Annotated in this window: 23 protein-coding genes; 5 read left to right on the top strand and 18 right to left on the bottom strand. The window is 65.0% G+C overall.

What is annotated here, in order from left to right; translation table 11 throughout:
• Positions 1-9: 9 nt before the first annotated feature.
• The 3 genes from HWX25_RS09105 to HWX25_RS09095 form a co-directional block, all read right to left on the bottom strand.
• Positions 10-1737, bottom strand: coding sequence for a SulP family inorganic anion transporter (locus HWX25_RS09105; RefSeq protein WP_175908281.1), 1728 nt, complete (start codon positions 1735-1737; stop codon positions 10-12).
• Between the two features lie 24 nt (positions 1738-1761).
• Positions 1762-2388 (bottom strand): ParB-like protein, encoded by a 627-nt coding sequence (locus tag HWX25_RS09100; RefSeq protein ID WP_059818096.1) that lies wholly within the window; start codon positions 2386-2388, stop codon positions 1762-1764.
• A 115-nt stretch (positions 2389-2503) separates the two neighbouring features.
• The gene (locus tag HWX25_RS09095; RefSeq protein ID WP_175908279.1) at positions 2504-3046 is read right to left on the bottom strand and encodes a GNAT family N-acetyltransferase; all 543 of its coding nucleotides are present in this window, start codon (positions 3044-3046) and stop codon (positions 2504-2506) included.
• Between the two features lie 281 nt (positions 3047-3327).
• Between HWX25_RS09095 and HWX25_RS09090 the strand changes: the two genes are divergently transcribed.
• The 4 genes from HWX25_RS09090 (at position 3328) to HWX25_RS09075 (ending at position 8515) form a co-directional block, all read left to right on the top strand.
• Entirely contained in the window at positions 3328-4548 is a 1221-nt protein-coding gene (locus HWX25_RS09090; protein ID WP_175908278.1) for an MFS transporter, read from the top strand.
• A 216-nt stretch (positions 4549-4764) separates the two neighbouring features.
• Positions 4765-5583 (top strand): TetR/AcrR family transcriptional regulator, encoded by an 819-nt coding sequence (locus HWX25_RS09085; RefSeq protein WP_059532963.1) that lies wholly within the window; start codon positions 4765-4767, stop codon positions 5581-5583.
• Positions 5584-5816: 233 nt separating this feature from the next.
• On the top strand, positions 5817-7571 hold the full coding sequence (locus HWX25_RS09080) for an AMP-binding protein (protein WP_175908277.1): 1755 nt from the start codon (positions 5817-5819) through the stop codon (positions 7569-7571).
• 29 nt (positions 7572-7600) lie between these two features.
• Complete coding sequence (locus HWX25_RS09075) at positions 7601-8515, top strand: DUF1571 domain-containing protein (protein ID WP_175908276.1); 915 nt, start codon at positions 7601-7603, stop codon at positions 8513-8515.
• Between the two features lie 27 nt (positions 8516-8542).
• Here HWX25_RS09075 and HWX25_RS09070 read toward each other — a convergent pair whose 3' ends face one another.
• Positions 8543-8824 (bottom strand): PXPV repeat protein, encoded by a 282-nt coding sequence (locus tag HWX25_RS09070; RefSeq protein WP_059533118.1) that lies wholly within the window; start codon positions 8822-8824, stop codon positions 8543-8545.
• Between the two features lie 293 nt (positions 8825-9117).
• Here HWX25_RS09070 and hfq point away from each other — a divergent pair, with 293 nt between their 5' ends.
• Complete coding sequence (gene hfq / locus HWX25_RS09065) at positions 9118-9711, top strand: RNA chaperone Hfq (protein ID WP_175908365.1); 594 nt, start codon at positions 9118-9120, stop codon at positions 9709-9711.
• An 83-nt stretch (positions 9712-9794) separates the two neighbouring features.
• Here hfq and HWX25_RS09060 read toward each other — a convergent pair whose 3' ends face one another.
• From HWX25_RS09060 to HWX25_RS08995, 14 genes are all read right to left on the bottom strand, one after another.
• Positions 9795-10502 (bottom strand): DUF2968 domain-containing protein, encoded by a 708-nt coding sequence (locus HWX25_RS09060; RefSeq protein WP_059701437.1) that lies wholly within the window; start codon positions 10500-10502, stop codon positions 9795-9797.
• A 55-nt stretch (positions 10503-10557) separates the two neighbouring features.
• A complete protein-coding gene (locus HWX25_RS09055) occupies positions 10558-11949 on the bottom strand; it encodes a sigma-54 dependent transcriptional regulator (RefSeq protein ID WP_059818091.1) in 1392 nt (463 codons plus the stop codon).
• A 110-nt stretch (positions 11950-12059) separates the two neighbouring features.
• Positions 12060-14099, bottom strand: coding sequence for a pilus assembly protein TadG-related protein (locus tag HWX25_RS09050; protein ID WP_244138748.1), 2040 nt, complete (start codon positions 14097-14099; stop codon positions 12060-12062).
• An 11-nt stretch (positions 14100-14110) separates the two neighbouring features.
• Positions 14111-14437, bottom strand: coding sequence for a DUF3613 domain-containing protein (locus HWX25_RS09045; RefSeq protein ID WP_059818088.1), 327 nt, complete (start codon positions 14435-14437; stop codon positions 14111-14113).
• 26 nt (positions 14438-14463) lie between these two features.
• Positions 14464-15306 (bottom strand): pilus assembly protein, encoded by an 843-nt coding sequence (locus HWX25_RS09040; RefSeq protein ID WP_175908275.1) that lies wholly within the window; start codon positions 15304-15306, stop codon positions 14464-14466.
• Positions 15307-15324: 18 nt separating this feature from the next.
• Positions 15325-16320 carry a type II secretion system F family protein gene (locus tag HWX25_RS09035; RefSeq protein ID WP_175908274.1) on the bottom strand — a complete coding sequence of 332 codons (996 nt, stop codon included), beginning with the start codon at positions 16318-16320 and terminating at the stop codon, positions 15325-15327.
• A gap of 4 nt (positions 16321-16324) precedes the next feature.
• On the bottom strand, positions 16325-17317 hold the full coding sequence (locus HWX25_RS09030) for a type II secretion system F family protein (protein ID WP_059532993.1): 993 nt from the start codon (positions 17315-17317) through the stop codon (positions 16325-16327).
• Positions 17310-18677, bottom strand: coding sequence for a CpaF family protein (locus tag HWX25_RS09025; protein ID WP_059818084.1), 1368 nt, complete (start codon positions 18675-18677; stop codon positions 17310-17312). The genes HWX25_RS09030 and HWX25_RS09025 overlap by 8 nt, the downstream gene beginning before the upstream one ends.
• Before the next feature lie 3 nt (positions 18678-18680).
• Positions 18681-19955, bottom strand: coding sequence for a fimbrial protein (locus HWX25_RS09020; RefSeq protein ID WP_175908273.1), 1275 nt, complete (start codon positions 19953-19955; stop codon positions 18681-18683).
• Between the two features lie 60 nt (positions 19956-20015).
• Positions 20016-21347: a type II and III secretion system protein family protein gene (locus HWX25_RS09015; protein ID WP_059532999.1), complete on the bottom strand. Its 1332-nt coding sequence runs from the start codon at positions 21345-21347 to the stop codon at positions 20016-20018.
• Positions 21348-21411: 64 nt separating this feature from the next.
• Positions 21412-22347 (bottom strand): Flp pilus assembly protein CpaB, encoded by a 936-nt coding sequence (gene cpaB / locus HWX25_RS09010; protein WP_059818082.1) that lies wholly within the window; start codon positions 22345-22347, stop codon positions 21412-21414.
• A gap of 89 nt (positions 22348-22436) precedes the next feature.
• Entirely contained in the window at positions 22437-22880 is a 444-nt protein-coding gene (locus HWX25_RS09005; protein ID WP_059533005.1) for a TadE family protein, read from the bottom strand.
• The gene (locus HWX25_RS09000) at positions 22877-23377 is read right to left on the bottom strand and encodes a prepilin peptidase (protein WP_175908272.1); all 501 of its coding nucleotides are present in this window, start codon (positions 23375-23377) and stop codon (positions 22877-22879) included. Before HWX25_RS09000 ends, HWX25_RS09005 begins: the two co-directional genes overlap by 4 nt.
• A gap of 87 nt (positions 23378-23464) precedes the next feature.
• Positions 23465-23671: a Flp family type IVb pilin gene (locus tag HWX25_RS08995; protein WP_059533012.1), complete on the bottom strand. Its 207-nt coding sequence runs from the start codon at positions 23669-23671 to the stop codon at positions 23465-23467.
• Between the last annotated feature and the right edge of the window lie 494 nt (positions 23672-24165).

Here is a 24165-nt window from a genome sequence, read left to right as displayed (position 1 = left end):
GCGCGTTCGTCACGCACCGCCCTGCGCGCCCTTTCCGCCATTGCTTCGCGCCTGCAGCGCTTGCAGGCTCTCGTCGACACTCAGTTCGGACATCGCGTCGTCGCGCAGCGTCTCGTCGGCCGCGCGGCGCAGCGCATGCAACGCGTGCTCCTTGAGCCGCACGATCGCGAACTGCAGCCCACGGGCCGCGCATTCGGCCGCGAACGTACGCAACGACTCGATCGTCGTGCCGTCCACGTCCGGCGTTTCCTCGAGACTCAGCAGCACGGTACGCGTATCGGGCGCGGCCTTCATCAGCGCACGCACGCGATTGAGCATCCGGTCCGCGTTCGCGAAGAACAGCTGCGCCTCGGGCCGCACGATCAGCACGCCGGGCACCGGCTTCGCATCGGCATGATTCGCGACGTCGACGAAGTCGTGCCCGTCGCGCAACCGGCCGAGCACGCTCACGTTCGGCTCCGACAACTTACGCAGCGTCAGCAGCAGGCTCACGCCGATGGCCGCGAGCAGGCCGTGCAGCACGCCGAGCACGAGCACCGCGAGCAACGCGGCGATCACGACGAGCCGGTCGCGATGCCAGACCCAGTACGGCCGGAACACCGTCGGATGCAGCGAGTGGCTGACCGCAAAGATCACGATCGCCGCGAGCACGGGCTCCGGCGTGCGCGCAAGCTGCGGCAGCAGCAGCCACACGATCAGCGCGACCACGCCGGCTGCCCACAAGCCCGCGAAACGCGACCGTGCACCGGCCGCCTCGTTCGCGGACGTCGCCGAATAGCCGGCGCCGACCGGCATCCCGTGCAGCAGCCCCGACACGAGGTTCGCGCAGCCGAGCGCGACGAGGTCGCGGTTCGGCGACACGCTGTCGCCATGCTTCAGCGCGAAGTTGCGAATCGATCCGTACGACTCCGCATACAGGATCAGCATCAGCGCGAAAGCAAGTTCGACCGTCTGCATCCATGCATTGCGGTCGAGATGCGGCAGGCCGAATTCGATGTGCCGGAAATCGATGTGCCCGACGATCGCGATCCCGTAATGCTGCCAGTCGACCATATACCCGGCCGCGATCGACAGCACGATCACGACCAGTGTCGCGGGCACGCGCGAGCGCCGGCCGAGCACGAACAGCAATGCGAGCGCGGTCGCGCCGAGCGCGACGCTCGCGAGGTTCGCGTGCGGCGCGCCGGTGACGAGCTCGAGCGCGACATGCGGCGCGTCGCTGTGCTGCACGGAGATCGCGAGAATCTTCGGCAACTGCTTGATGACGATCGTCAGCGCCAGGCCGAACGTGAAACCGCGCAGGACCGGACGCGCAACGAAATCCGACATGCCGCCCAGTCGCGCGGCGCCCGCCAGGATGAACAGCACGCCGGTCATCGCGACGAGCGCGGCCGCCAGCGCGAGCTGCGCGGCAAGCGCCATCCCGGACTCGGCCAGCACGGTCGCGGCGAGCACGGCCGCCGACGACGATGTCGACGACACGATCGCAAAGCGGCTGCTGCCGGTCAGCGCATAGACGACGAGCCCCGACAGGAGCGCGATGAGACCGGCCTGCGGCGGCAGGTTGGCGAGACCCGCGTACGCGACCGCCTCGGGAATCAGCAGCCCGGCGATCGATACGCCGGCCAGCGCATCGAGGCCGATGCGCCGCATGGGCGGCGACGTTGCCGCATCGAGTGCAGCGAAATGCTCGGGATGCTGCGGGCCGGCATCCGGACGGGGTGGGACGGTCGTCATGAAGTGGCAGGCACCAGGCGCGTATCAGGGCTTGACGGCAATGACGCCCGACCAGCCGGGCAGATAGCGCGCGTCCTGCTCGTGCGCATGGCGCAGCGAGAGGTCGAGCGCCTTCGAGAAGTTCTTGCGGATCTGGTCGAGCGTCACGTGCTGGCGCAGGTAGTCGGCCCACAGGAATTCGCTGAACGGCGTCGCATCCTTCGCGTAGCCGCCGGCCGTGCGCAGCTCGCCCGCAAGGCTCCGGTACGGATCGTCCTCGAGCCCCGTCAGCGCCTTCGGCAGACGCGCGTAGTCGCGACGCGAACCGTCCGCGCCGAACGGATGCACCCACTGGTTGTGTTCCATCATCCGCCAGAAGATCGTGTCGTCGAGCCAGGACAGATCCTTCAGCAGCATCGCGTTCACACGCGTCTCCCCTTCCTCGATCAGCGCGAGGCCGAGGTGGTGATGATCGGTGATGTAGTGCAGCCCGCCCGGACCGAGGACGGCCGGAAACCAGTGCGACTCGATCGCGGCTTTGCGCGCGCGCTTATCGAGCGTCTTCCAGTGCTTGCGCTTCGCTTTCACTTCGCGATAGCCGACCGTCATTTGCGTCGGACGCAGTGCGTCGAGCTGGACGGGAATGAGATGAACGTCGTTGCCGAGTGCCATGGTCGTACCCCATGTTACGAATTTCCGGCAACGATACTCCTGATCTGACGAGCCGTTAATACATCACGGCTTCGATGTGCATGTGCTTGACCGTCTCTGACAACCGGACGCAACACTATGTACGCAGGTCGTCGCGCTCGAGACGGTGGCGCACGTAAGGAATCCCGTCGTGAACGACGCTCACGCGCCGCATCCCGAGCTTGCGTGCGACGTTCAGCGACCCCTTGTTCGCCTCGGCGATATCGGCGATCACGCGCGGCAGCCGCACGGTGTCGAACGCATGACGCACGACGGCCGCGGCAGCCTCGCATGCGATGCCGCGCCCCCACGCGGCACGCACGAGCCGCCAGCCGATCTCGACGTCGCGCGCGCCACCCGCATAGTCGGGAATCAGCAGGATCCATCCGATGAACGCATCGGGCGCGGCCTTCTCGAAGATCGACCAGTAGCCGAGGCCCGGCGGATACGCGCGCGTGATCCGATGCGTGACGAAGCGGCGATGTTCGTCCGGGTCGTGCCACGGGCCCGCGATGTAGCGCGTGACATCGGGATCGCGATCCATCTCGATGCTCGCGTCGAGATCGGCCAGCACGCGCGGGCGCAGCCACAGCCGCCCGGTCTCCAGGACGGGCAACGCGGCAACGGATGGTTCGGTCATCGGGACTCCTGATTCGGTGGCGATGCGCGTCGCGCACATTACATGACTGATACAAAAAGCCTTCCGGAATGATACAGATGCCTGTCGCCTGTCTCGCGCACGCTCATTTCCGTTTTCTCAACAATCCATTTCATAGGGATTATTCCCGATTCGCGGTTATCGCACCCCACATCGTACGGTGCCGCGGCCTACACTCGATCCATGGCCCCGCACCGCGCGCAAGCCGGGCCGGCATCCGCCGGCGGATCGTGAGCGCGCAAGCCTACGAGGAGACCTCGGACATGAGCTGGACCCGCGAACAACGCAACGTCACGATCGCCGCCTACCTGGGCTGGACACTCGACGCGTTCGATTTTTTCCTGATGGTCTTCGTGCTGAAGGACATCGCCGCCGAATTCGCGTCGACGATCCCCGCGGTCGCGTTTGCGCTGACGCTCACGCTTGCGATGCGCCCGATCGGCGCGCTGATCTTCGGCCGGCTCGCCGACCGATTCGGCCGCCGTCCGACGCTGATGGTCAACATCGCGTGCTATTCGCTGCTCGAACTCGCGTCGGGCTTCGCGCCGAGCCTCGCCGCGCTGCTGGCGCTGCGCGCGCTGTTCGGCATCGCGATGGGCGGTGAATGGGGCGTCGGCTCCGCGCTGACGATGGAAACCGTGCCGACCCACGCGCGCGGCTTCGTGTCGGGCTTGCTGCAGGCCGGCTATCCGAGCGGCTACCTGCTCGCGTCCGTCGTGTTCGGCCTGTTCTACCAGTACATCGGCTGGCGCGGCATGTTCATGGTCGGCGTGCTGCCCGCGCTGCTCGTGCTGTATGTGCGCACGCACGTGCCCGAATCGCCGGCCTGGAAGCAGATGGAAAAGCGTCCGCGGCCGAGTCTCGCGGCCACGATCCAGCAGAACTGGAAACTCACGATCTACGCGATCGTGCTGATGACCGCGTTCAACTTCTTCTCGCACGGCACGCAGGACCTCTACCCCACCTTCCTGCGCGAACAGCATCACTTCGATCCGCATACCGTGTCGTGGATCACGATCGTGCTGAACATCGGCGCGATCGTCGGCGGCCTGTCGTTCGGCGCGATCTCGGAGAAGATCGGCCGCCGTCGCGCGATCTTCGTCGCCGCGCTGATCGCGCTGCCGGTGCTGCCGCTGTGGGCGTTCTCGAGCGGCCCGGTCGCGCTCGCCGCCGGCGCGTTCCTGATGCAGATCTCCGTACAGGGTGCGTGGGGCGTGATCCCCGTCCACCTGAACGAGATCTCGCCCGACGAGATTCGCGCGACGTTCCCCGGCGTCGTCTACCAGCTCGGCAACCTGCTCGCGTCCGGCAACGCGACGATGCAGGCGTCGCTCGCGGTTTCCCAGGGCAACAACTACGGTTTCGCGCTGGCGCTCGTGGCCGGCATCGTGGCCGTCGTGATCGCCGTGCTGATCCTGTTCAGCCGCGAACGGCGCGGCATCGACATGACGCAATCGGTCAATACGCGTACCACCGCCGGCTGAGCCTGCGCATTGCCGCATCGCACCATCGCGCGCGCCCCATCCCGCCGGGGCCGCGCGACAGACTTTCCGCATTCGCACATCGAACTAGAGGAATTTGTCCAGATTCCTCGCTTGCCCGCGCTGCCCGCGTTTTTTTATCTTAATAAAAACGGCTGTTTGAATCAGATAATCAAATCACCTGTTCGCGGCCGGGCGACCGGCATTGGGAGGCGGGACATGGCAGTCAGTCAGGAGGGGCGACCGTCGGCGGGACGGCCGTCCGGGACGCGGTCATCCGGAAATCGGCAGACCGGCGGGACGAAGGCGCGCATTCTCGATGCGGCCGAGGACCTGTTCATCGAACATGGCTTCGAAGCGATGTCGATGCGGCAGATCACGTCGCGCGCGGCGGTGAACCTCGCCGCGGTCAACTACCACTTCGGCAGCAAGGAAGCGTTGATCCACGCGATGCTGTCGCGTCGGCTCGATCAGCTCAACCAGGAACGTCTCGGCATCCTCGACCGCTTCGATGCGCAGCTCGGTGCACACATCACCTGCGAACACGTGCTCGGCGCGATGTTCATTCCCGCGCTGAAGGCGTCGCGGGACCCCGAGCGCGGCGGCCCCGCGTTCCTGCGGCTGATCGGCCGCGCGTACACCGACCCGTCGCCGTTCGTGCGCAACTTCCTGACCGCGCACTACGCGAGCGTCGCGGGCCGCTTCTTCGACGCATTCCAGCGCGCGCTGCCGCACCTGCCGCGCACGGAGCTCGGCTGGCGGCTGCACTTCGCGATCGGTGCGCTGTCCGGCGCGCTGGCCGGGGCCGAAACCGAAAGCCTCATCGACGAATTCTCGCAAGGCCGCACGATGAACGACGTGCAGATGATCGCGCGGTTGTCCTCGCTGATCGTCGCCGCGCTGAAGGCGCCGATGCCCGACAGCGCGCAGCTGTCGATCTTCGCGGCCGTGCTCGACGATGCGGGTGCGAGCGAGGCGTTCGGGCTGCCGTCGAGCGCGCCGGCCGCCGATCCGGCGACGGTGCATTCGGCGAGCTGATCGCACGAGGCCGCGCAGGCGGCGATTCACGATTTTGGCGGCCCGGGCCGGCGTTGACACGCTGGCCCGGGCCGAACGAATGTCATGCGGCGGGAGCCAAGTCTGGCTTGCGCTCGTCGACGAAAAAGCATGGGGCGAGAGTTAGCGCTGAAGCGCTAACTCTTGTCGACCGCGAAGCATGGGACGAGCGTAAGCGCTGAAGCGCTAACGCTCGTCGACACCGGAGATACATCATGTCCTCATCCGCAGCAACCGCAGCGGCCCAGCTCCCGCCGAACACCGACGGCATCTGGTACGCCTCGTATCCGCCCGGCGTGCCGCATGAAATCGACGTCACGCAATACGCATCGCTCGTGCAATTCTTCGACGAATGCACGACGCGCTTCGCCGAGCGCGTCGCCTACGTGAGCGCAGGCGCATCGATGACCTATCGCACGCTCGCGCAAAAAGTCGATGCGTTCGCGTCGTATCTGCAAAGCACCGGCGTGAAACCGGGCGACCGCGTCGCCATCATGCTGCCGAATACGTTCCAGTACCCGGTCGCGCTGTTCGGAACGCTGAAGGCCGGCGCGATCGTCGTCAACGTCAACCCGCTCTATACCGCGCGCGAACTCGCGCACCAGCTGAAGGACAGCGGCGCGCAGACGATCGTCGTATTCGAGAACTTCGCGCGCACGCTGCAGGACGCGTTGCCGGAAACGCAGGTGAAGAACATCGTCGTCACCGCGCTCGGCGACCTGCTCGCCGACGGCTTCAATGCAAAAGGACGCCTGATCAATTTCGTGCTGAAGCACGTGAAGAAGCTCGTGCCGGCCTACAGCCTGCCGCAGGCGATCCGGCTGCGCGCCGCCCTCGCGCTCGGCGCACGCGGCAAACCGCAACCGGTGCAGACGACACGCGACGATCTCGCGTTCCTGCAATACACGGGCGGCACGACCGGCGTCGCGAAAGGCGCGATGCTCACGCACGGCAACCTGATCGCGAACCTGCTGCAGGCCAAGGCGTGGATCGCCGACCAGGTCTCGGGCGACGTCGAGACCGTGCTGACGCCGCTGCCGCTTTATCACATCTATTCGCTGACGGTGAACGCGTTCATCTTCATGGGGCTCGGCGGGCGCAACATCCTGATCGCGAATCCGCGCGACATGAACATGGTGATGAAGATCATCCGCAACGAGACGTTCACCGGAATCACCGGGATCAACACGCTGTACAACGCGTTCCTCGACAACGAGGAATTCCGCAAGCGCGACTTCTCGAAGCTCAAGCTCGCGATGGCGGGCGGCATGGCGATGCAGCGCGCGGTCGCGGAGCGCTTTCAGGAGGTCACGGGGCGGCCGGTCGTCGAAGGCTACGGGCTCACCGAATGCTCGCCGATCGTCACGATGAATCCGGTGGATCTGACCGACATGGCCGCGTTCAGCGGCTCGATCGGCCTGCCCGCCCCGTCGACGCTCGTGCGCTTCCGGCGCGAGGACGGCACCTGGGCCGCCGTCGGCGAGCCGGGCGAGCTGTGCGTGCACGGCCCGCAGGTGATGCGCGGCTACTGGCAGCGGCCCGACGAGACCGCGAAGGTGATCGACGCCGACGGCTGGCTCGGCACCGGCGACATCGGCGTGATGGACGAGCGCGGCTTCATCCGCCTGATCGACCGCAAGAAGGACATGATCCTCGTCTCGGGCTTCAACGTGTATCCGAACGAGATCGAGGCAGTGCTGGTCATGCATCCGGGCATCAGCGAAGCCGCCGCGATCGGCATCCCGGACGAAGTCCAGGGCGAACGGATCAAGGTCTTCGTCGTGCGCCGCGACCCGACGTTGACGGTCGACGACGTGCTCGCGCATTGCCGCAAGAACCTGACCGGCTACAAGATGCCGAAGTTCGTCGAATTCCGCGACGCGCTGCCGCAGACGAACGTCGGCAAGATCCTGCGCCGCGCGCTGCGCGACGAGGAACTCGCCAAGCTCAAGGCCGCGAAGCAAGGCTGAACGATCCATCGCCCCGGGAGACGCTGTCGATGAACGAAGGAACGAAGCGCCGCACGCGGCACGCCGCCGCGGCCGTCGCGTGCATGCTGTCGCTCGCGCAAGCTGGCCTGCATGCGCAGGAAACCGCCGCCGCCGCGAGCGCGGCCCAGGAGGCCGCACTGCCGGCGGACCTGGCGAAGGTCACGCGTGAGCCGGTCGCGCAGCAGGCGCGCTGGCTGCGCACGGCCGCCCAGCGCGGCACGCTCGCACAACTTGACGACGCGACGCTCACGGCGCTGTTCAAGACGCTCGATCCGCTCGCCGTCCCGCTCTATATCCGCAACGGTCCCAATGGCTATCCGTCGTACCAGTTCACGATGGTGCGCCAGGAGCGCATCAGCGGGAAATGGTCCGACACGCCCGACCGCATGCTCGTGAAGACGACCCGCGAACCGTTGCGGGTGTATGCGAAATGGCTGCCGGGCGGCGCGCATACCGGACAGGAGACGATCTACGACACGACCCAGCGCAAGGACGAGATGTACGGCCATCTCGGCGGCCTGCTCGGCAAGATTCCGCTGTGGACGGCGCTCGACGGCGCACTCGCACGCGCGCAGTCGAATCACCAGGTTAAGGATCTCGGCACCGAGTTCATCACGAACCTGTACCTGACCGAAGGAAAGAAATACCAGGAAGCCGGCGTGCAGCGGCCGACGCAAGTGGAAGCGAAGACGATCGGCGGCGTGCGCGTCGTCGCGCTCACCTACGAGACGCCGACCGGCCGCCCGCAGTTCTACGCGAAGAAGGAAACCCTCGGGCTCGACCTGCACGCGCCGTACTTCAGGACCGTCGAATCGTATGACAACGACGGCAAGATCTTCGAACGAATCGTCATCGAGAAAATCGCGCCGGTGACGCTCGACGAATCCGCGTTTGACCCGAAGAATCCGGATTACGCGTTCTGAACGTCACCGGCGCCGCGCAGGTCGCGCTCAATCGTCGTCATCGTCGTGATGCTTGCGCCAATGCTTGTAATAGTGCTTGCGCCATTTCCGGTAACCGTCGTCGTCCTCTTCGCCGTAGTAGCCGTATCCGTAACCCGGATAGGCGACCACCGCCGGCTGCGGCGCCACATAGACCGGTGCCGGCTCGACATAGACCGGCGCGACCGGCACGCCGATGCCCACCGACAGGTCGACGTGTCCCGCCATTGCACTGCCGGAAGCGAGCAACGCCACACTCCCGATCCACACCGCCAATCCCCTCTTGTTCATGTTCCCCTTCCCGGATCCGCCGGCCAGCCCGGCACGCGCGTCGAATGTAATCGCGCCGCGCGCCGCCAGGTGCTACGCCGTTGCGAGAGTCGTAACGCGACGTAACGAAACGGCATTAGCCATTCGACCGAATCGCGAAAATGCACGGGAACGTCTATAGTGGGTTACGGTTCGACACAATCGCGACTGCGCACTGGTGGAACGAACAGGGTAAAATCCCGCCAAACACTTGGTGGGCAACCACGCCACACACGCACAACATATTCTCTGACGCAGGCTCCTGCCGCACCTCAATGGCCAATCCCGCAGAATCCCATCCGCAAAACGACTTCATCAATTCGGCGCGCAAGGAACGTAAGCGTGTTGAAATCTATCTCGTCAACGGCATTCGTCTGACGGGGTGTATCGAGTCGTTCGACCAGTACCTGGTGATGCTGCGCACCCCCGTGGGTCTGCAAGGCATCTACAAGCGTGCGATTTCCACGATCCAGCTCGACACGGGCGGCTCGCGCCCGGGCGGCGGCGGCCCCCGCGGCCCGCGTACCGGCGGTCGGCCGGGCGGCCGCGAAGGCGGCGGCCACAGCCCGTACGGCTCGCACGGCGGCGCCCGCGAATCGCGCGGCGACGGCGGCGGCTACGGCTCGCGCGAACCGCGTGAAGGTTACGGTTCCCGTGAACCGCGCGAAGGCTATGGCTCGCGCGAACCGCGCGAGGGTTATGGCGCGCCGCGCGAGCCCCGCGAAGGCTACGGCGCACCGCGCGAAAGCTACGGCGCACCGCGCGACGCCGGCGACGCATCGGGCAACACGTCGCCGTCCGACGCACGCGGCGGCAACGGGCCGGTGATCGTCACGCGCCGCCGGCGAATCGTGCCGGACGGCCAGTAAAACGAAAGGGCAAGCCAAGCGGCTTGCCCTTTTTTCTGGTGGGTCGGCGCGGCATGTCGCCGCACCGGCCTTGCCGTGATCGCTCAGTGCGCCGTCGTCGGCAAGCCTGCGTCGGCCTCGCGCTGCAGCGAACGCACCTGCTGCTGCAATGCGCGCAGTTGCGACTGAAGCTGCGCCTGTTGCGCCTGCAACGCCGCCGTTTCGGTGCGGACGCTCTTCTGGCGATCCGCGACCGCTGCCTGCTGCTCGCGTGCGATCGAGATGTCCGCCTGCAGACGCCGCGCCCGTTCCTGCGTGACTTCGATCTGCCGGTCCATCTGCGCCTTTTGCGATTCCAGCTTCGCCGCACGCAGTTCGTTGACGGCCAGCCGTTCCGCCTGACGTGAGAAATCGCGATAGATCGTCTCGGCCCGCGTTTCGTCGTAAGTCTTGATCACCCGCCAGAACGCCTTCTGCTGGAACAGCGCGACGAAATAGGAACCGTCCTTCACGCTGAACAGCAGGCTCGCGCCGTAGCTGCCGTTATAGCTGGTGCGCATTTCCGTCAGCGAATGCGCCTGGATCTGACGCTGCAGTTCGTCGACCGTGCTCTGCCCGGTCGTCTCGCCCGCCTGCGGCTGTACCGACGTCTGAACCTGCTGATCGATCACCGGAATCGCCGCAACCGGCGCCGACGCCTGCTGCACCGCCGGCGATGCATTGCCGGCCAACCCCTGCGCGAACGCGCCCTGCATGCCTCCCATCATGGCGAGCAACACACACGCCCGCCCCAACCCCGTCATATGGCTCATGAATTTCGATTCCCCGCCCGTGTCGTTGTAATTCAGCGCGATTTTATCTCATTAATTATTCGCTTTCGCGAGTCTCGGGCTCTTCGTCGAATATCTGATACTTGCGCATCTTTTCCCACAGGACTTTCCGGCTGATGCCGAGCTGCTGCGCCGTATCCTGGCGCCGCCAACCGTTTGCGTCGAGGGCGGCGATCACGCGGCTGCGCTCGTTCATGTCCCACTTGCTGCGGTCGACGAAGACCTCTGCCGCACTCTCCACCGGCACTGGCTGCGCCGAATTGCGCGCGTGCGCGACCAGCCGCTGCAGTCGCGCGGCATCCCAGCCGCCCGTTTGCCGCACCGTCACCCCGACGCGCTCCGCGAGGTTGCGCAGTTCGCGCACGTTGCCGGGGAAATAGCTGTCCGCCACCGCGTCCGCGAGCCAGTAAGGCAGGTCGGACAACTGCGCGAGCCGCTCGTCGCCCACCACCTCCGCGACGAACGACTTGAACAGCGCGATCTTGTCGACCGCGCCCCGCTCTTCCAGCGACGGAATGCTCAGCTCGATCACCGCGAGCCGATAGTAAAGATCCGCGCGGAACAGGCCCTCCTTCACGAGCTGCGGCAGCTTCTTGTTGCTGGCCGCGACGAGACGGAAATCGACCTTGATCGGCGTCGTCGCGCCGACCCGCAGCACGGCGCCGTCCTCCAGCACGCGCAGCAGCTTGACCTGCTGGTACAACGGCAGGTCGCCGACTTCGTCGAGGAACAACGTGCCGCCCGCCGCCTGTTCGAAATAGCCTTTATGCGCAACAACCGCGCCGGTGAACGAACCCTTCGCGTGCCCGAAGAACAGCGACTCGAACAGGCCGTCCGGAATCGCGCCGCAGTTGACCGGCACGAATTCGCCGGTCCGGTAGCGCGAATGCTTTTCGTGGAGCAATTGCGCGATACGTTCCTTGCCGACGCCGGTTTCGCCGTGCAGCAACACGTTGGTGTCGCAGTCGGCGAACGTATCGACCTCGTGCAGCAGCGCCTGCATCGACTCCGAGTGCGCGACGAGTTCGGACGGCTGCAGCGTATCGGCCGCGTGCGCGCGCAGCTGCGTGACGAGCTTGCCGATCATCCCGCGCAGTTCGGCGCAGGTGAAGTCGAGCGGCAGGATGTGCGAATAGTCGGGCGGATACTGCGACGCGTCGTGGTCGCGCGCCGCGCCGACCCAGACGACCGGCATGCCGATGTTGGCCTGCCAGTCGCGCAGGAACGCCGCACCGGTTTCGATCATCGTCACGCTGATGATCGCGAGCGACGGCCGCAACGCGGCGCGCTCCGGCGAGATTTCCGCATTGTCGGCGCGGATCACTTCGACGTCGAAGCTCGCCATGCAGCGGGCAACGCGGTCGACGATGTCCGCCTTGCCTTCCCAGACGTACAGGTCGAGTTCTGCGATTGCGGAGGTGGTTCTCATGATTCAGGTGCGGCTACGGTTATTGACGAGTGATGCGGCACTGCGGGTCAGGCGTGGGGCATGGGCCGAAGCGCTGCCCGCGCTCCCGACGCAAGTGGACGCCGCGGTTTTCATTGCACGAGCATCGGATTGCCGCATTTGATCGAATCCGGTGTATTTGTGACATAGGCGTTCCCAAGACTCAAGCCGAGCAAGCCGGTGACCGACGTCAGCAGGGAATCGATCGGTTGCAGGACGAGCGGAACGAGTGTGCTCGCCAGTGCGGTCAGAAGCGGCCCGGTGATGAGGCTCACCACCGGATTCAATATACCGGCCAGCAATCCTGCCAGACTGCCCTGTGGGGCAGACAGTGACAGCGTCAGACCACCGTTGGCGATACCCTGAACCGCGGGCGACAGGAACTGATCGGTTCCCACGGAAAGCATGTACGGCGATGCCGGACTCGGCGACGCGGATGATCCAGGCCCAGGATAGGTGAACACCAGCGACGTCGGATTTTGATTGGCGACCGGAACCGTCAACTGGCCGGGCTGCAAATTGACGTTGACCGAGATGTCGTTCACGTTGAGGAGTCCGAGCGTGGCGACGCTGAGCAACGTTGTCAGCGCCGATGTCAAGCCGCCGAGGTTGAGCAGATTCAGCAGGCTCTGCAAGTTGACGGACACCAACGTGATCGGCGATGCGCCGCCGTTCGGAACATAACCGCTGGACGCATTGAGGTTGATCGGCGTATTCGCCGTCCCACCGATATAGACGGCGACCACCCCGGTCTGCACGTTCACCGTCGCGCCCTTCGTGCCGCTCGCGGAACAGGTGACGGAGGCGAGCCCGGCCTTCGCCGGCGCGACATACGCGGTAATCGGCAGTTGCACGGCGGCCAGCGGCGTCGCATTGCCTGACGGGCAGGTGCCCCCCGGATAGACCAAGGATCCGTTCGAGCACGTCGACAGCAGCGATATCGACGTATTCAGGAACACGTTCCCTTGCGCTGTCGACGTATTGGTCAAGCAATTCGACGTCCCGCAATTCGACGGTCCGGGCGGGCCGCTTGCGGTGGCCGGCGGCGTTCCGGCGAGGGATACGGAACCCGACACCGTCGCGTTCAGCAGCGGCGCGAGCGCGGTCGGCGTCTGGACCGTGATGCTCGGGATGGCAACGGCATTCGTGCCGTTCGCGACCTGTAGCGCGGTCGACAACAGTCCGAGCGCGTTGACGCTGGCGTCGACTGCAGAGCTGCCATTGGCCACTGCGGCTGAAACCAGCTGGTTAAGCGCGATCTGCGGCCCGCCGCAGACACTGCCGGAACAAAGCGCGACGACGATCGCATTCAGCACGTTCAGGTTCGCGCCTACCAGGTTCTGTTGGGTCGCCGCCTGCACCACCGCGTTGGCCAACTGACCAAGGGTCACGGAGCCGTTCAGTACGGCCGTGCTCGAGCCGACCGGCAAATTGGCGAGAATGCCCGCCAGCTTCAGGTTGACCTGCGCCAGCCCCTGATAATCGACAGCGTTGAGGCTCAACGTTTTGGGCGAACCGGTCAGCGTCTGGAGCAATTGATTGGCCAGCCCGCCATTCAATGCGGCGAGCGACGTGGTCAGCGTAAAGGTATCGGTCGGCGTGCTCTTCGCCATGGCCGACGCACCGATCGACTTTCCGCCGCGGAAAAAGCCTGTCACCGGTTCGGAAACGCTCACGCACACGGCGTTGGCCGACTGTCCGGTCGTTGATCCGGCCGGCCCTGCCGACAAGCCGCCGCATTGACCGTTCATCGGGTCGCCCGCGGTCGGCGTAAACAGCGCGGCACCGCCACTGGTTTGAGGCGCAGTCCACACGCCGCACGTCACGGAAATGGTGGCGTTTGCCGGTACGGAATTCGCCGAAGGGCTGGCGACCTGCTGGGCCGCCGTCTTCGCCGCCGAACAGGTCGTATCCGCGCTGGCTTTCATGACCGACGACAGCGCGGCCAGATCGGCAGCCGCCTGCATATGGCGTCGTTCGGAATAAAAGCGGCCGATGTCGATCCCGCTGAGTACGATGACGGCCACCGACAGCCAGATCGCCGCCATGATCGCGATGGAGCCGCGCTGACGCTGCCCCGCCGGCCCGTCAGTACCGTGTCGCCGCCCCACCCGTGATTGATCCGCGCGCATCGCCATTTCGCTTACTGCGCACCCTGTCCGTTACCCGACATCCCACCTGACGAACCGAGCTGCGTGCTCATCGACTCAGGAATCTTGTTCTTGAACGAATCGAGATAACGCTGGTAGATCAACGACGCGACGTCGCCAAGCAACGGTTGCGTCGGAGCTGCCGCCCGATTTTCGCCCTGCATCGTGAGCCAGTCCCTGGTCGAGCGCCCCACGTCGGACGCCACCGGTGCCGCATCCTGCTGTGCGTATGCGGTGACGGTTCCCAGCGCCATGCAGGCAACCGCCGCCAGCATCGCAACGCGCCCCGCATGCATGTTCCGACGAGCATTGTTGTTCATGTCGTTCCCCCGCCTGTTCATTCTGTTCATTGTGCAAACCGTTGCAGCAGCGGCACGGTCTGGTCATAGCCGAAATTGTTTGCCATCGGCGTGATCGGCGCGGTCGCGGCGTGCCGCGACACCACCGGCGGCGTCGCGACCGCACGCTGCTGTGCACGCGCCGCGGCCGTAATCTTTGCGGCGTCGCCAATGATGTCCTTGCGGATATCCGCCGGTAGACGCTGCTGATTCATCAGTCGCTGCGCATCCTGCGTGCGCCCGGACGCGAGCAGATACAGTGCGAGGTTGCTGACGATCTTCGGATTGCGTTGATCCAGTTCCGCTGCCTTCATCAACGGCACCCGCGCGCCGACCACATCGCCGTTACGCAATTTCGCATAAGCGAGATCGGACAGCAGCGACGCGTCGGTCGGCGCAAGCTCCGACGCCTGCGTCAGTGCCTGTACAGCCAGACCGAAATCACCGGCCGCACCGGCGATCAACCCCAGCCCGCGATAACCACGCGACGCGAGCGGCGTCCTCAGTAACTGCGTATACGCAGCCGCGCCGGCAGCCGGTTGGTCGGTCATCCGCAGCGCGTCCGCGCGCAGCAGAATCGTGTCCGGCGACACGCCGTAGGCCTTGTCGTAAGCGTCGATGTGCGCGAGCGACGCGTAATAGAGGCCCTGCGCCTGCATCCGCTGGATCAGACCGAGATACATCGCAGGCGTATCCGGCACCGCCTGCTTCTGGTCGGCCGCCTGAATCAGCGCCGCGCGTTCTGCCTGCGCGTTCACGCCGTACCCGCCCTCCTTGGTCGCACATGCGCCGAGCAGCGCTACCAACGCCACCACGCCAGCGTGCCTCGCCATTCCGCCGATCCGCTTCATCGTCTTTCCTTCCGTCCGTCAATGATGATGCGCCGTCAGCGCACGCATCACGGCCAACAACCCCGGTCCGGCCGTCACGATCAGCAGTGCGGGCAGCAATGTCACCACCATCACACCGGTCATCTTTACGGTCAGCCGACCGATCCGATCGCGCAGCATCGCGCGGCGCGTTTCCCGAAGCCGGTCGCCGAACTGCTTGAGCGGCTCCTGAACCGCGCCGCCGTGCTTGTCGACCTGCACCATCAGCCGCGCGATCGCGCGCAAGTCCTCGTTGTCGAATCCGCTCGACAACCGTTGCATCGACTGCTCGCGCGTGCGGCCCGCTGCGAATTGACGCTGTGCGATTCCGACCTCCGACGACAGCACCGGCATCATCCCGCGGAAATCATTCGTCACGACCTGCAGGCTTTGATCCAGTGACAATCCGACGCCCTGCAACAAGCGCAGCATGTCGACGAGCAACGGCAGTTCGTCGATGACACTCTGGCGCCGCGCGGCGGCACGACGCTGCAGATAGAGCTTCGGCAGCATGAAACCGACCCCGAATGCGGCGAACATGCCGATCATCCAGAATCCTCTCGTCGTTCGTCCGCTCGCGAATATCGCGAACAGCAACGGCAACGCGATCCCGCAGGCAATTCGCGCGATCAGGAACAGCCCGCGCGTACGCGCGTCGACGTAACCGCATTGCTCGAGCAGACGACGGTCCTCTTCCGCGACGACGTGCTTGCCGAAACCGGTATCGAGCCAGCGCATCCCTGTTGCCGAGAATCGCGCAAGCATGCGCTCGATGCGCTCGCGCCCGCGCGTGTCCGATTTCACGGACGGAACCGCGTCCGCCGCGGTGCGCGCCTTGGCTGCTTCCAGCGCCGCCATGCGCTGATCGAGCGCATCGGCCAGCGCACGTTCTGCACGCGACGCGGCACTCGCACGCAACAACGCGATCATTCCAAACAACAGCACGCCCAGCGCGCCAAGTGCCAGTGCGACCGATCCGATCTGAGTTGCTGTCATCGCATCACCTGAGTCGAGCCATTCGATACAGCCATACGCTACCCGCAACCTGCGCCAGGAACGCGAACATGAGGAGCATTTGCCCGCTCGGATCGTTCCACATCCCTTCCAGGTACTTCGGATTGGTCATCACGACAAAGCTGCCGATCCCGATCGGCAACATCACGAGCACGAATGCCGACAGCCGCGTTTCCGCCGACATCGCCGTCAGCTCGCGCTCCGCTTGCTCGAGGTCGCGCATGAAGACGGCCATCCGCTCCAGCATGACGTCCGCACGACCGCCGTACTTGACCGACAACCGCAGTACCGAGCCGAGCAATTCGAACTCCTCGGTCCGGTAGATCTTGGCGATGTGAAGCATCGCGCGATCGATCTCGACACCCGAGCGCAGCATCCGGGACACGTGATCGAGACACCCCCGCAGCGGCTCCTCCGTCGTCAGCAGCGCGGCCTGGAATGCGGCCGGCACGCTGTTGCCGAGCGTCACCAGTCGCACGATCCCGTCGAGAAACGACGGGATCTGCCGGACGATTTTCAGTCGCCGCTTCTGGATTCGCGACGTGAGCCAGACACCGAAGATCGCGCCGCCGCACGCAAGCGCCGCGAAACACGCAAGCACGCCGCCGCGGCTGCCCGCGATTGCCGCCACCGCGGCGAGAGCGGCCAGCGCGACGATCGCCTTGCCGCGTGCGCCTTCGATCCCCGCACGGTTCACGAGGTTGGTCAGATACTCCGTTGCGAGCGCATACCAGTGCGCCCAGAAAGCACGAGACGCGGCATTGTGCGCGCCACCGGACGACGACACGGCCCGCGACGCGGCAGATGCCGCCGATCGTGCAGCCGGTGCCGCCACGCGCACGCCGGGTTCGAGCCGACTGTCGATGAAGCGCTTCGCATCGGTGCGCACGCGCCGGGTTTCCGCATGTCGCCACAGCATCAGTGCCGATGCCACGCACAGCATCGCGACCGCGAGCACCCAGATCATCGCGCTATACATTGAAGCCCCCGCCGCGGCCGAAACCGCCGCCACCAAAGCCGCCACCGAAACCGCCCCCGCCCATCGCGCTGTTCGTCAGCGTCTGGCGGAAGCGCGCAAGCTTCGGCGAATGCGGATGGATGCCGAGCGATTCCCAGTGATCGATTTCCTCGCCTTCCGGCGTCACGCGCGCTTCGTAGCGATACAGCTCCTGCGTCGCGATGATGTTGTCGGACAGCCCTGTCACCTCGGTGATCGACAGAATCCGGCGGCGTCCATTCGACAGCCGGCCGATCTGCACGATGAAATCGATCGCGTTCGCGATCTGGCGACGCAAGCTCGACTCGGTCCCCTGGAAGCCGGCGAACCCGGCGAGCATCTCGAGACGGTACAGGCACTCGCGCGGCGAACTCGCGTGCACGGTGCCCATCGAGCCGTCGTGGCCCGTGTTCATGGCCTGCAGCATTTCGAGCACTTCACCGCCGCGCACTTCGCCGACGATGATCCGGTCCGGACGCATCCGCAACGTGTTGCGCAGCAGGTCGCGAATCGTCACGACACCGCTGCCGTCGAATCCGCCGGGACGGCTTTCGAGCCGCACGACGTGCGGGTGGTTCAGCGACAGCTCCGCCGTATCCTCGATCGTCACGACGCGCTCGGCCTCCGGAATGTGGAACGCGAGCGCGTTGAGCAGCGACGTCTTGCCCGAACTCGTGCCGCCCGACACGAGCACGTTGCAGCGTGCCTCGACCGCCGCCTCGAGCAGCGCGCCGATCTCGTCGTTGTACGTGCCATTGCCGAGCAGGTCCGAGGGCTTGAGCGGATCCTTGCGGAATTTGCGGATCGACACGATCGGTCCGTCGATCGACAGCGGCTCGATCACGACGTTCACGCGGCCGCCATCGGGCAGTCGCGCGTCGACCATCGGGTTCGATTCGTCGAGACGACGCCCGATCGGCGCGAGGATCCGGCGCACGATCCGCAGCAAATGCGCGTTATCGGTGAAACGCACAGGCAGCTTCGCGAGAATCCCGTGCCGCGACACGTACACGTCGTTGTAGCCGTTGATCAGGATGTCCTCGACCGCCGGATCCGCGAGCAGGTCCTCGATCGGTCCGAAGCCGGCGAGTTCCTTCGTCAGGGCCTCGGCGATCGCCCGCACCTCGTTCTCGTTGAGCGGAATGCGGCGCAGGCGGACGAAGCTGTCGATCTCGAGATCGACGAACTGATTGATCGCCTGGCGCGACCATCGGCCGAACTCGGCGCCCAGTTCCTCGATACGCGTCAGCAGGTGCTCGTGCGCCGCATTCTTGATGTCGTGGAATTGCTGCGTCTGGGAGAACGGCGCTGCGCCGTCGGCGAATTGAATGTCGTGTGCCATCGGTTATGACCGCTTGGACGAGGGTTGAATGAAGCGTTTGAGCGCCGACAGGCCGGGCGCCGCGCGCGACGCGCCCGCCACGCCCGATACGCCGGGCAGCCGCGTGGCGAGGGATTCGAGTGCGCGCACATACGGATCGCGCTCCGCCGCGTCGATGATGAGGCGTCCTTGGTTTGCCGCATGGCCGATCGCGACGCGACGTGCCGGCAAGGTGCCCACCAACGACAACCCGAGACGCTCGGCGATCTGACCGGGCATCAGATCCAGCGCGGAATCGTACTGGTTGACCACGAGCTTGACGCGATCGGTATCGACGCCCGCATCGCGCAACCCGGTGAGCAGGTCGGCGGCCGAAACGATCGACGCGACGCCCTGATCGCAGACAAGCCACGCCTCGTCGGCCGATGCCGCGATCTGCGTGACGAACTCCCGATTCGAGAACCCGCCGAGATCGACGACCTGCTGGTCGAAGAATGCACGGAAACGGTTCAGCAAGCCGATGCACGACGCATAGGACACATCGCGCAGTCCGCCGAGGTCCGGCGGCAGCGTCGTCAGTGCGACGCCGCTCTGGTGTCGCGTGAGCGCGGTGTTCACGAACGTGCGATCGATGCGGCGCAGATTCTGCACGGCATCGATGAAATGGAATTCGCAGCGCGTGTTCAGGAACAGCGCGCCGTCACCGGCCGGCAGCCCCAGGTCGATCAGCGCGGTCTGGCGCCCGGCCGGCGCGCCGCCGTCCGGGCCGCCCGTCGCGCCCGGGCCGAGCGCCCGCTTCTGCAGCCAGACCGCGAGATTCGCGGCAAGCGTGCTGACGCCCATGCCCGCGCGCGCGCCGAGCAACGCGACGACCTTGCCGTGGCGGCTCGTCGGCTCGCCGACGTGGGAGAGCAATCCACGCGTCGTTCGCAGCGCATCCTCGGCCGATGCCGATACGTCGATGAAGTCGCGCACGCCCGCACGCAGTGCGGCGAGCGTGCTCTCCGGCTGGGTGAGCGAGCCGAGCGCGACGATCGGCAACCCCGGATGCACCGCACGTACCGTGGCCGCGGCGACGCTCGCCGCTTCGCTGCGTTCGGAGAAGTCGATGAACACGAGGGCCGGATTGAGCCCGGTGATGCGCTGTGCCAGCACACCCGGTTCCAGCGACGCGGCCTCGACCGCACCGGCCGAAACCAGCGTATCGGCCAACCAGCGCACATGCGCTTCCTTTGTCGACGCACAAACGAAGTAGTCGGTCACGGCGGGTTCACACAATGATTGGGTTCGTGCATTCATGTCGAACACCCCCGATTACGCATGGCGTAGCGACGTGCCGCGACGCGCAATGCTTCAGATTCATTTCGAAAACCCCGGTGCCGCATCCGGCGACGCCGCACCGCCCAGATAGGATCGCCACACCGGCCCGTCACGCTGCTCCGACAACTCGCCGGGCGTCGCAGGCAGTACCGCCCCCTTCGCGATCGGTGCGACGAGATGCGGTGTCACGATGATCAGCAATTCCTTGTCGTTCTGCTGGTAGTTCAGGTTCTTGAAGAACGTGCCGATGATCGGCAGGTCGCCGAGCAGCGGCACCTTGCTCACGTTCGACAATGTCTGGCGATCGATCAGTCCGCCGATCACGAAGCTCTCGCCGTCACCGAGTTCGACCGTCGTATCGGCACGACGCGTCGTGATCCCCGGCACGGCGACGCCGCTGATCGTCACGCTGTTCACGAAGTCGAGCTGGCTCGATTCCGGTGCGACCTTCAGCGCGATCCGGCTCGGACTCAGCACCGTCGGGGTCAGCGACAGCCCGACGCCGTATTGCTTCCACTGGATCGCGGTCGAGCCGAGTCCCTGCGGCGCGGGCACCGGAATCTCGCCGCCCGCGAGGAAGCTGGCGCTCTGACCGGACAGCGCGACGAGCGTCGGCTCCGCGAGCACGCGCGCCATGTTGTTTGCTTCGAGCAGCGACAGGTCGGCGAAGATGCCTCGTCCTGCTGCGTTCACAACCAGGTTGAACGCTGACGCGACCGGCGCGCCGAGCGTCGGAATGTATGAGCCCGTGCCCGGGCCCGCTGCGCCGTTATACGATTGCACGCCGCCCGGTGCGAACGAACCGAACGAAAAGCCGTTGCTCTGCTTGAAGAAATTGAAGCCGATCTGCTTGAGCACCGAACGGCTGAATTCCACCACCCGCACATCGACCTGCACGACGTTCTTGCCGGCCAGCGTCGAGCGATCGATCACCGTGCCTTTGGGGCTCATGTTTTTGGCGACCGCCGCGGCCCGTTCGTGAGCATCGAGCGATGCCGACGTTCCCCGCAGCACCGACGTCCCGCCGTACGCCTTCACCTGCGGCGTAGAACCGTCGAGTACCGCTTGCGCCGCCGCGTCGACGACTTCCACGCTCCACACCGTCGGCTCGTCGCGACCGCGCTCCCACAACATCACGTTCGTCGCGCCCGGCGCTTTCGCGGTCAGCAGCACGGAACCGGAACGACTGCCCTTCATGATCAGCACATCGGCGATTGCCGGATCACCGACGGCGACCCGCTGCAGCGCGTGGCCGGCGGAAATCTGCCGCTGCGCGCCGACGGCGAGCTCGATCGTGCCGCTCGCGCTTGCAATGGAGGCGAATGTCAGGGTCCAGAGCGCAATCGCGAATGCAATCAGTGTGTTTTTCATTGTTTGTTGGACCGTCGCACGGCCTTTACTTGTCGTCGCCGATATCGATTTCCATCGATGTTGTTCAATACGCGACCGTTTCCGACCGGCCGCCGCGGATCACCTCGATGCTGCCCCCGCCCCCGCTGCCGCCTGGTCGCATCGCCGGCGGCAAGCGCGACGGCAGCGGCGGCACGTTCACGTTGGCCACTGCGGTCCTCGACGTGCCGGACAGCTGTTGCAGCGATACGCCGGCCGCGGCAAGCGCCGACGGCGACAGCTTGTTGTCCGTGCGCACCGCCACCGTCTGCGTCGCGAGCTCGTCGTCGCGCGGGTTGCGCAGCGCGAGCGTCAACCGGCCGCTCGCCTCGCCGAGAGTCAACGCATCGACCTGCGCGGTCGGCACCGCGAGTACCGCGATGCGCGTGTTGCTCGGCTGGCCATTGCTGCCGTTCGTGTTGTTGCCGCTGTCGCGATCCGGCGTCGCATCGCCGAACGACAGCACGCGAACCTTCGACATCAGGAGCCGTGCCTGCGTCTGCGAGACTTCACCGTCGAACATCGCGCCACCTCCTTCCCGCTTCAGGTTCAGGAACACGTCGACGAAATTACCGGGCCGAAGGCGGTTGCCGACCGCATTGGTCTCGTCGACGCGAACCGCGATTGCGCGTTCGCCCGGCTCGACGTCCTCGGCAAGACCCGACACCAGTGCGCCCGAGACGACGGGTGCCGATGCTGGAATGTCGCGCGCCGGTACGCGACCGACCAGTGTGGCCGGATCGGAAAACGCCCCTGCCGGCGCTGGTGCGGTCGGCTGAATCTTCAACGCGTCTGCGGCGATCGGCTGACCGACCGACAGCGTGCGCGTCGCGACCACGACCGGCACCGGGGTCGCGGCCGCTGCCGGTTGCGCCGGGACAGGACTAGACGAACTGCGCCCGAGCATCCACGCGTAGATTCCGAGCAGAACGGCGATCGCAATCAGCAGCCCCGCGATGATCTTCGTTACGTTATTGGCCATGTTGTCGTATGGATACCGGATAAGGTCCGTGCAAATCTTTTTGTCTGACAATTAACACGACAAAAAACCGCCTCGTCGCGATGCGCAACTCATTGAAGCAACGACTGCGAAATCTGGACGACTGCCGTGCTTGTCAGCGGTTGGGTCAGAATGGTGCCCACGAAGGGCATGGTCGTTACCCAAGCTTGCGGCGAATAGCTCACCGTTACCGACAGGCAATACAGCGACGCGTCGTATTTGCATGCAGGTGCCTTCACCACGACATTCGGCGCGCTGATATTCAGCCAGCCGACGACGTCTTTCGCGGTCGCCTGCGCCTTCGCGGTTCGCGTCGTCAAATCCGGGGCGTAATTCAAGGCCGCGCGCGCGCCCTCACTGGCGGCGAACGTCAAACTTTGCTGAATCACGAAAACCATTCCGAAACAAATGATCCCGTAGCAGATCACGAAGAAAAGCGGAAATATGATTGCGAATTCGACTGCAGTCGCTCCGCGCTGCCGCCCGTATCCGCACCGCTTTCTCTGCCGCTTCATCGCACGCTCCCACCCGCGACGAGGCAGACGAGCCATACAGCCGCAGGGATTGCAAGGCACGCGCCATAAGGCGTCGCGCGATATCGACCGATCGTCGACGCCGGTGCGCCACGCCGCCACAACGTACCGAGCGGCGTGCGAGACAACAACAGCACGGCAAGCGCGTGAATCCCCGCTACAAGGCTTGCGGCGATCCAGAGCCACATCAGGCCATGAACGCCGCACCACGCGCCGAGGACGGCAAACACCTTCACGTCGGCCGCGCCCATCACCCCCAGGAAAAAGAACGGGAGAAGGCCCACCAGACCGACGAACGTGCCGAACAGCGCCTGGACGCGTCCGATGCCGAACGGATTTGCACCGTAAAAGGCGCTTGCAAATGCGGCGACCAACCCGCCGACAACGAGCAAATTCGGAATACGCCGGGAATGAATATCACTGGCCGTGACGAGCACTGCCCAGGCCAGGAACGCCCCGATAGAAAATAGATATGCCATCGCGCCAGACCGGTCGCGGATATAAGTTGAGCGGCTCGCCGCAGCAAGCCGCCCGATATCACGCCGAAAGACAATGATTGGGACTGCTTAACCCAATTTGCACGCCGCGGCCGTGCCCGAGCTACCGACCGTGCTGACGCACGTGCCGATGGTCGAGAACATCGAATTGAGATTGGTGCCGAGCGACGATACACCGGCGATGATGGCGACAGCGACCAGCCCCGCAATCAGACCATACTCGATCGCGGTAACCCCGTCTTCTTCCTTAAGGAAGCGCTTGATGAGTGCTTTCATTTTTTAATTCCTCGTGCCTGTGTGTACGTTCTTTGGCCTTTTATACGTTGTGCGTCCCCGTATATCTGGCCCTTGCCTCGCGCCGTTCGTTACACATGTGAAACGACAGCCGAGTGCGCTTTCTTTATATGTCACCCCGAGGGGTGCGTATCACAATTTGATGCAAGTTAACATTCGCGATAGTGACCCTCCTCGAACGTCGTGTACCGAACTGTACATTTCCTTACACCTGCTCCGGATTCTATATCCGTTCCTATTTAACTTCCAACCTCTTTTAAGACCGAACCGAAAAAACTTTCCGGGAGCACAACGTATTTGTACGGTGTTTCGGTACGATTTACACATAGGATTTACGATAGGTTAGATGTGCACACCTAATCCACCAGTAAAACAATCAGACCGCCCGCCAGCCCTGCCCGCCCCTCACGTTACGCCGCACGCGTAACGCCAATGTTGTGACGTTACGTTACGAAACGGCCGAAACCGTTCTCATT

Source organism: Burkholderia sp. BCC1640 (assembly GCF_902833125.1).
GTDB classification, from domain to species: Bacteria; Pseudomonadota; Gammaproteobacteria; order Burkholderiales; family Burkholderiaceae; genus Burkholderia; species Burkholderia diffusa.
This window is presented reverse-complemented; position numbering and strand designations above follow the sequence as displayed.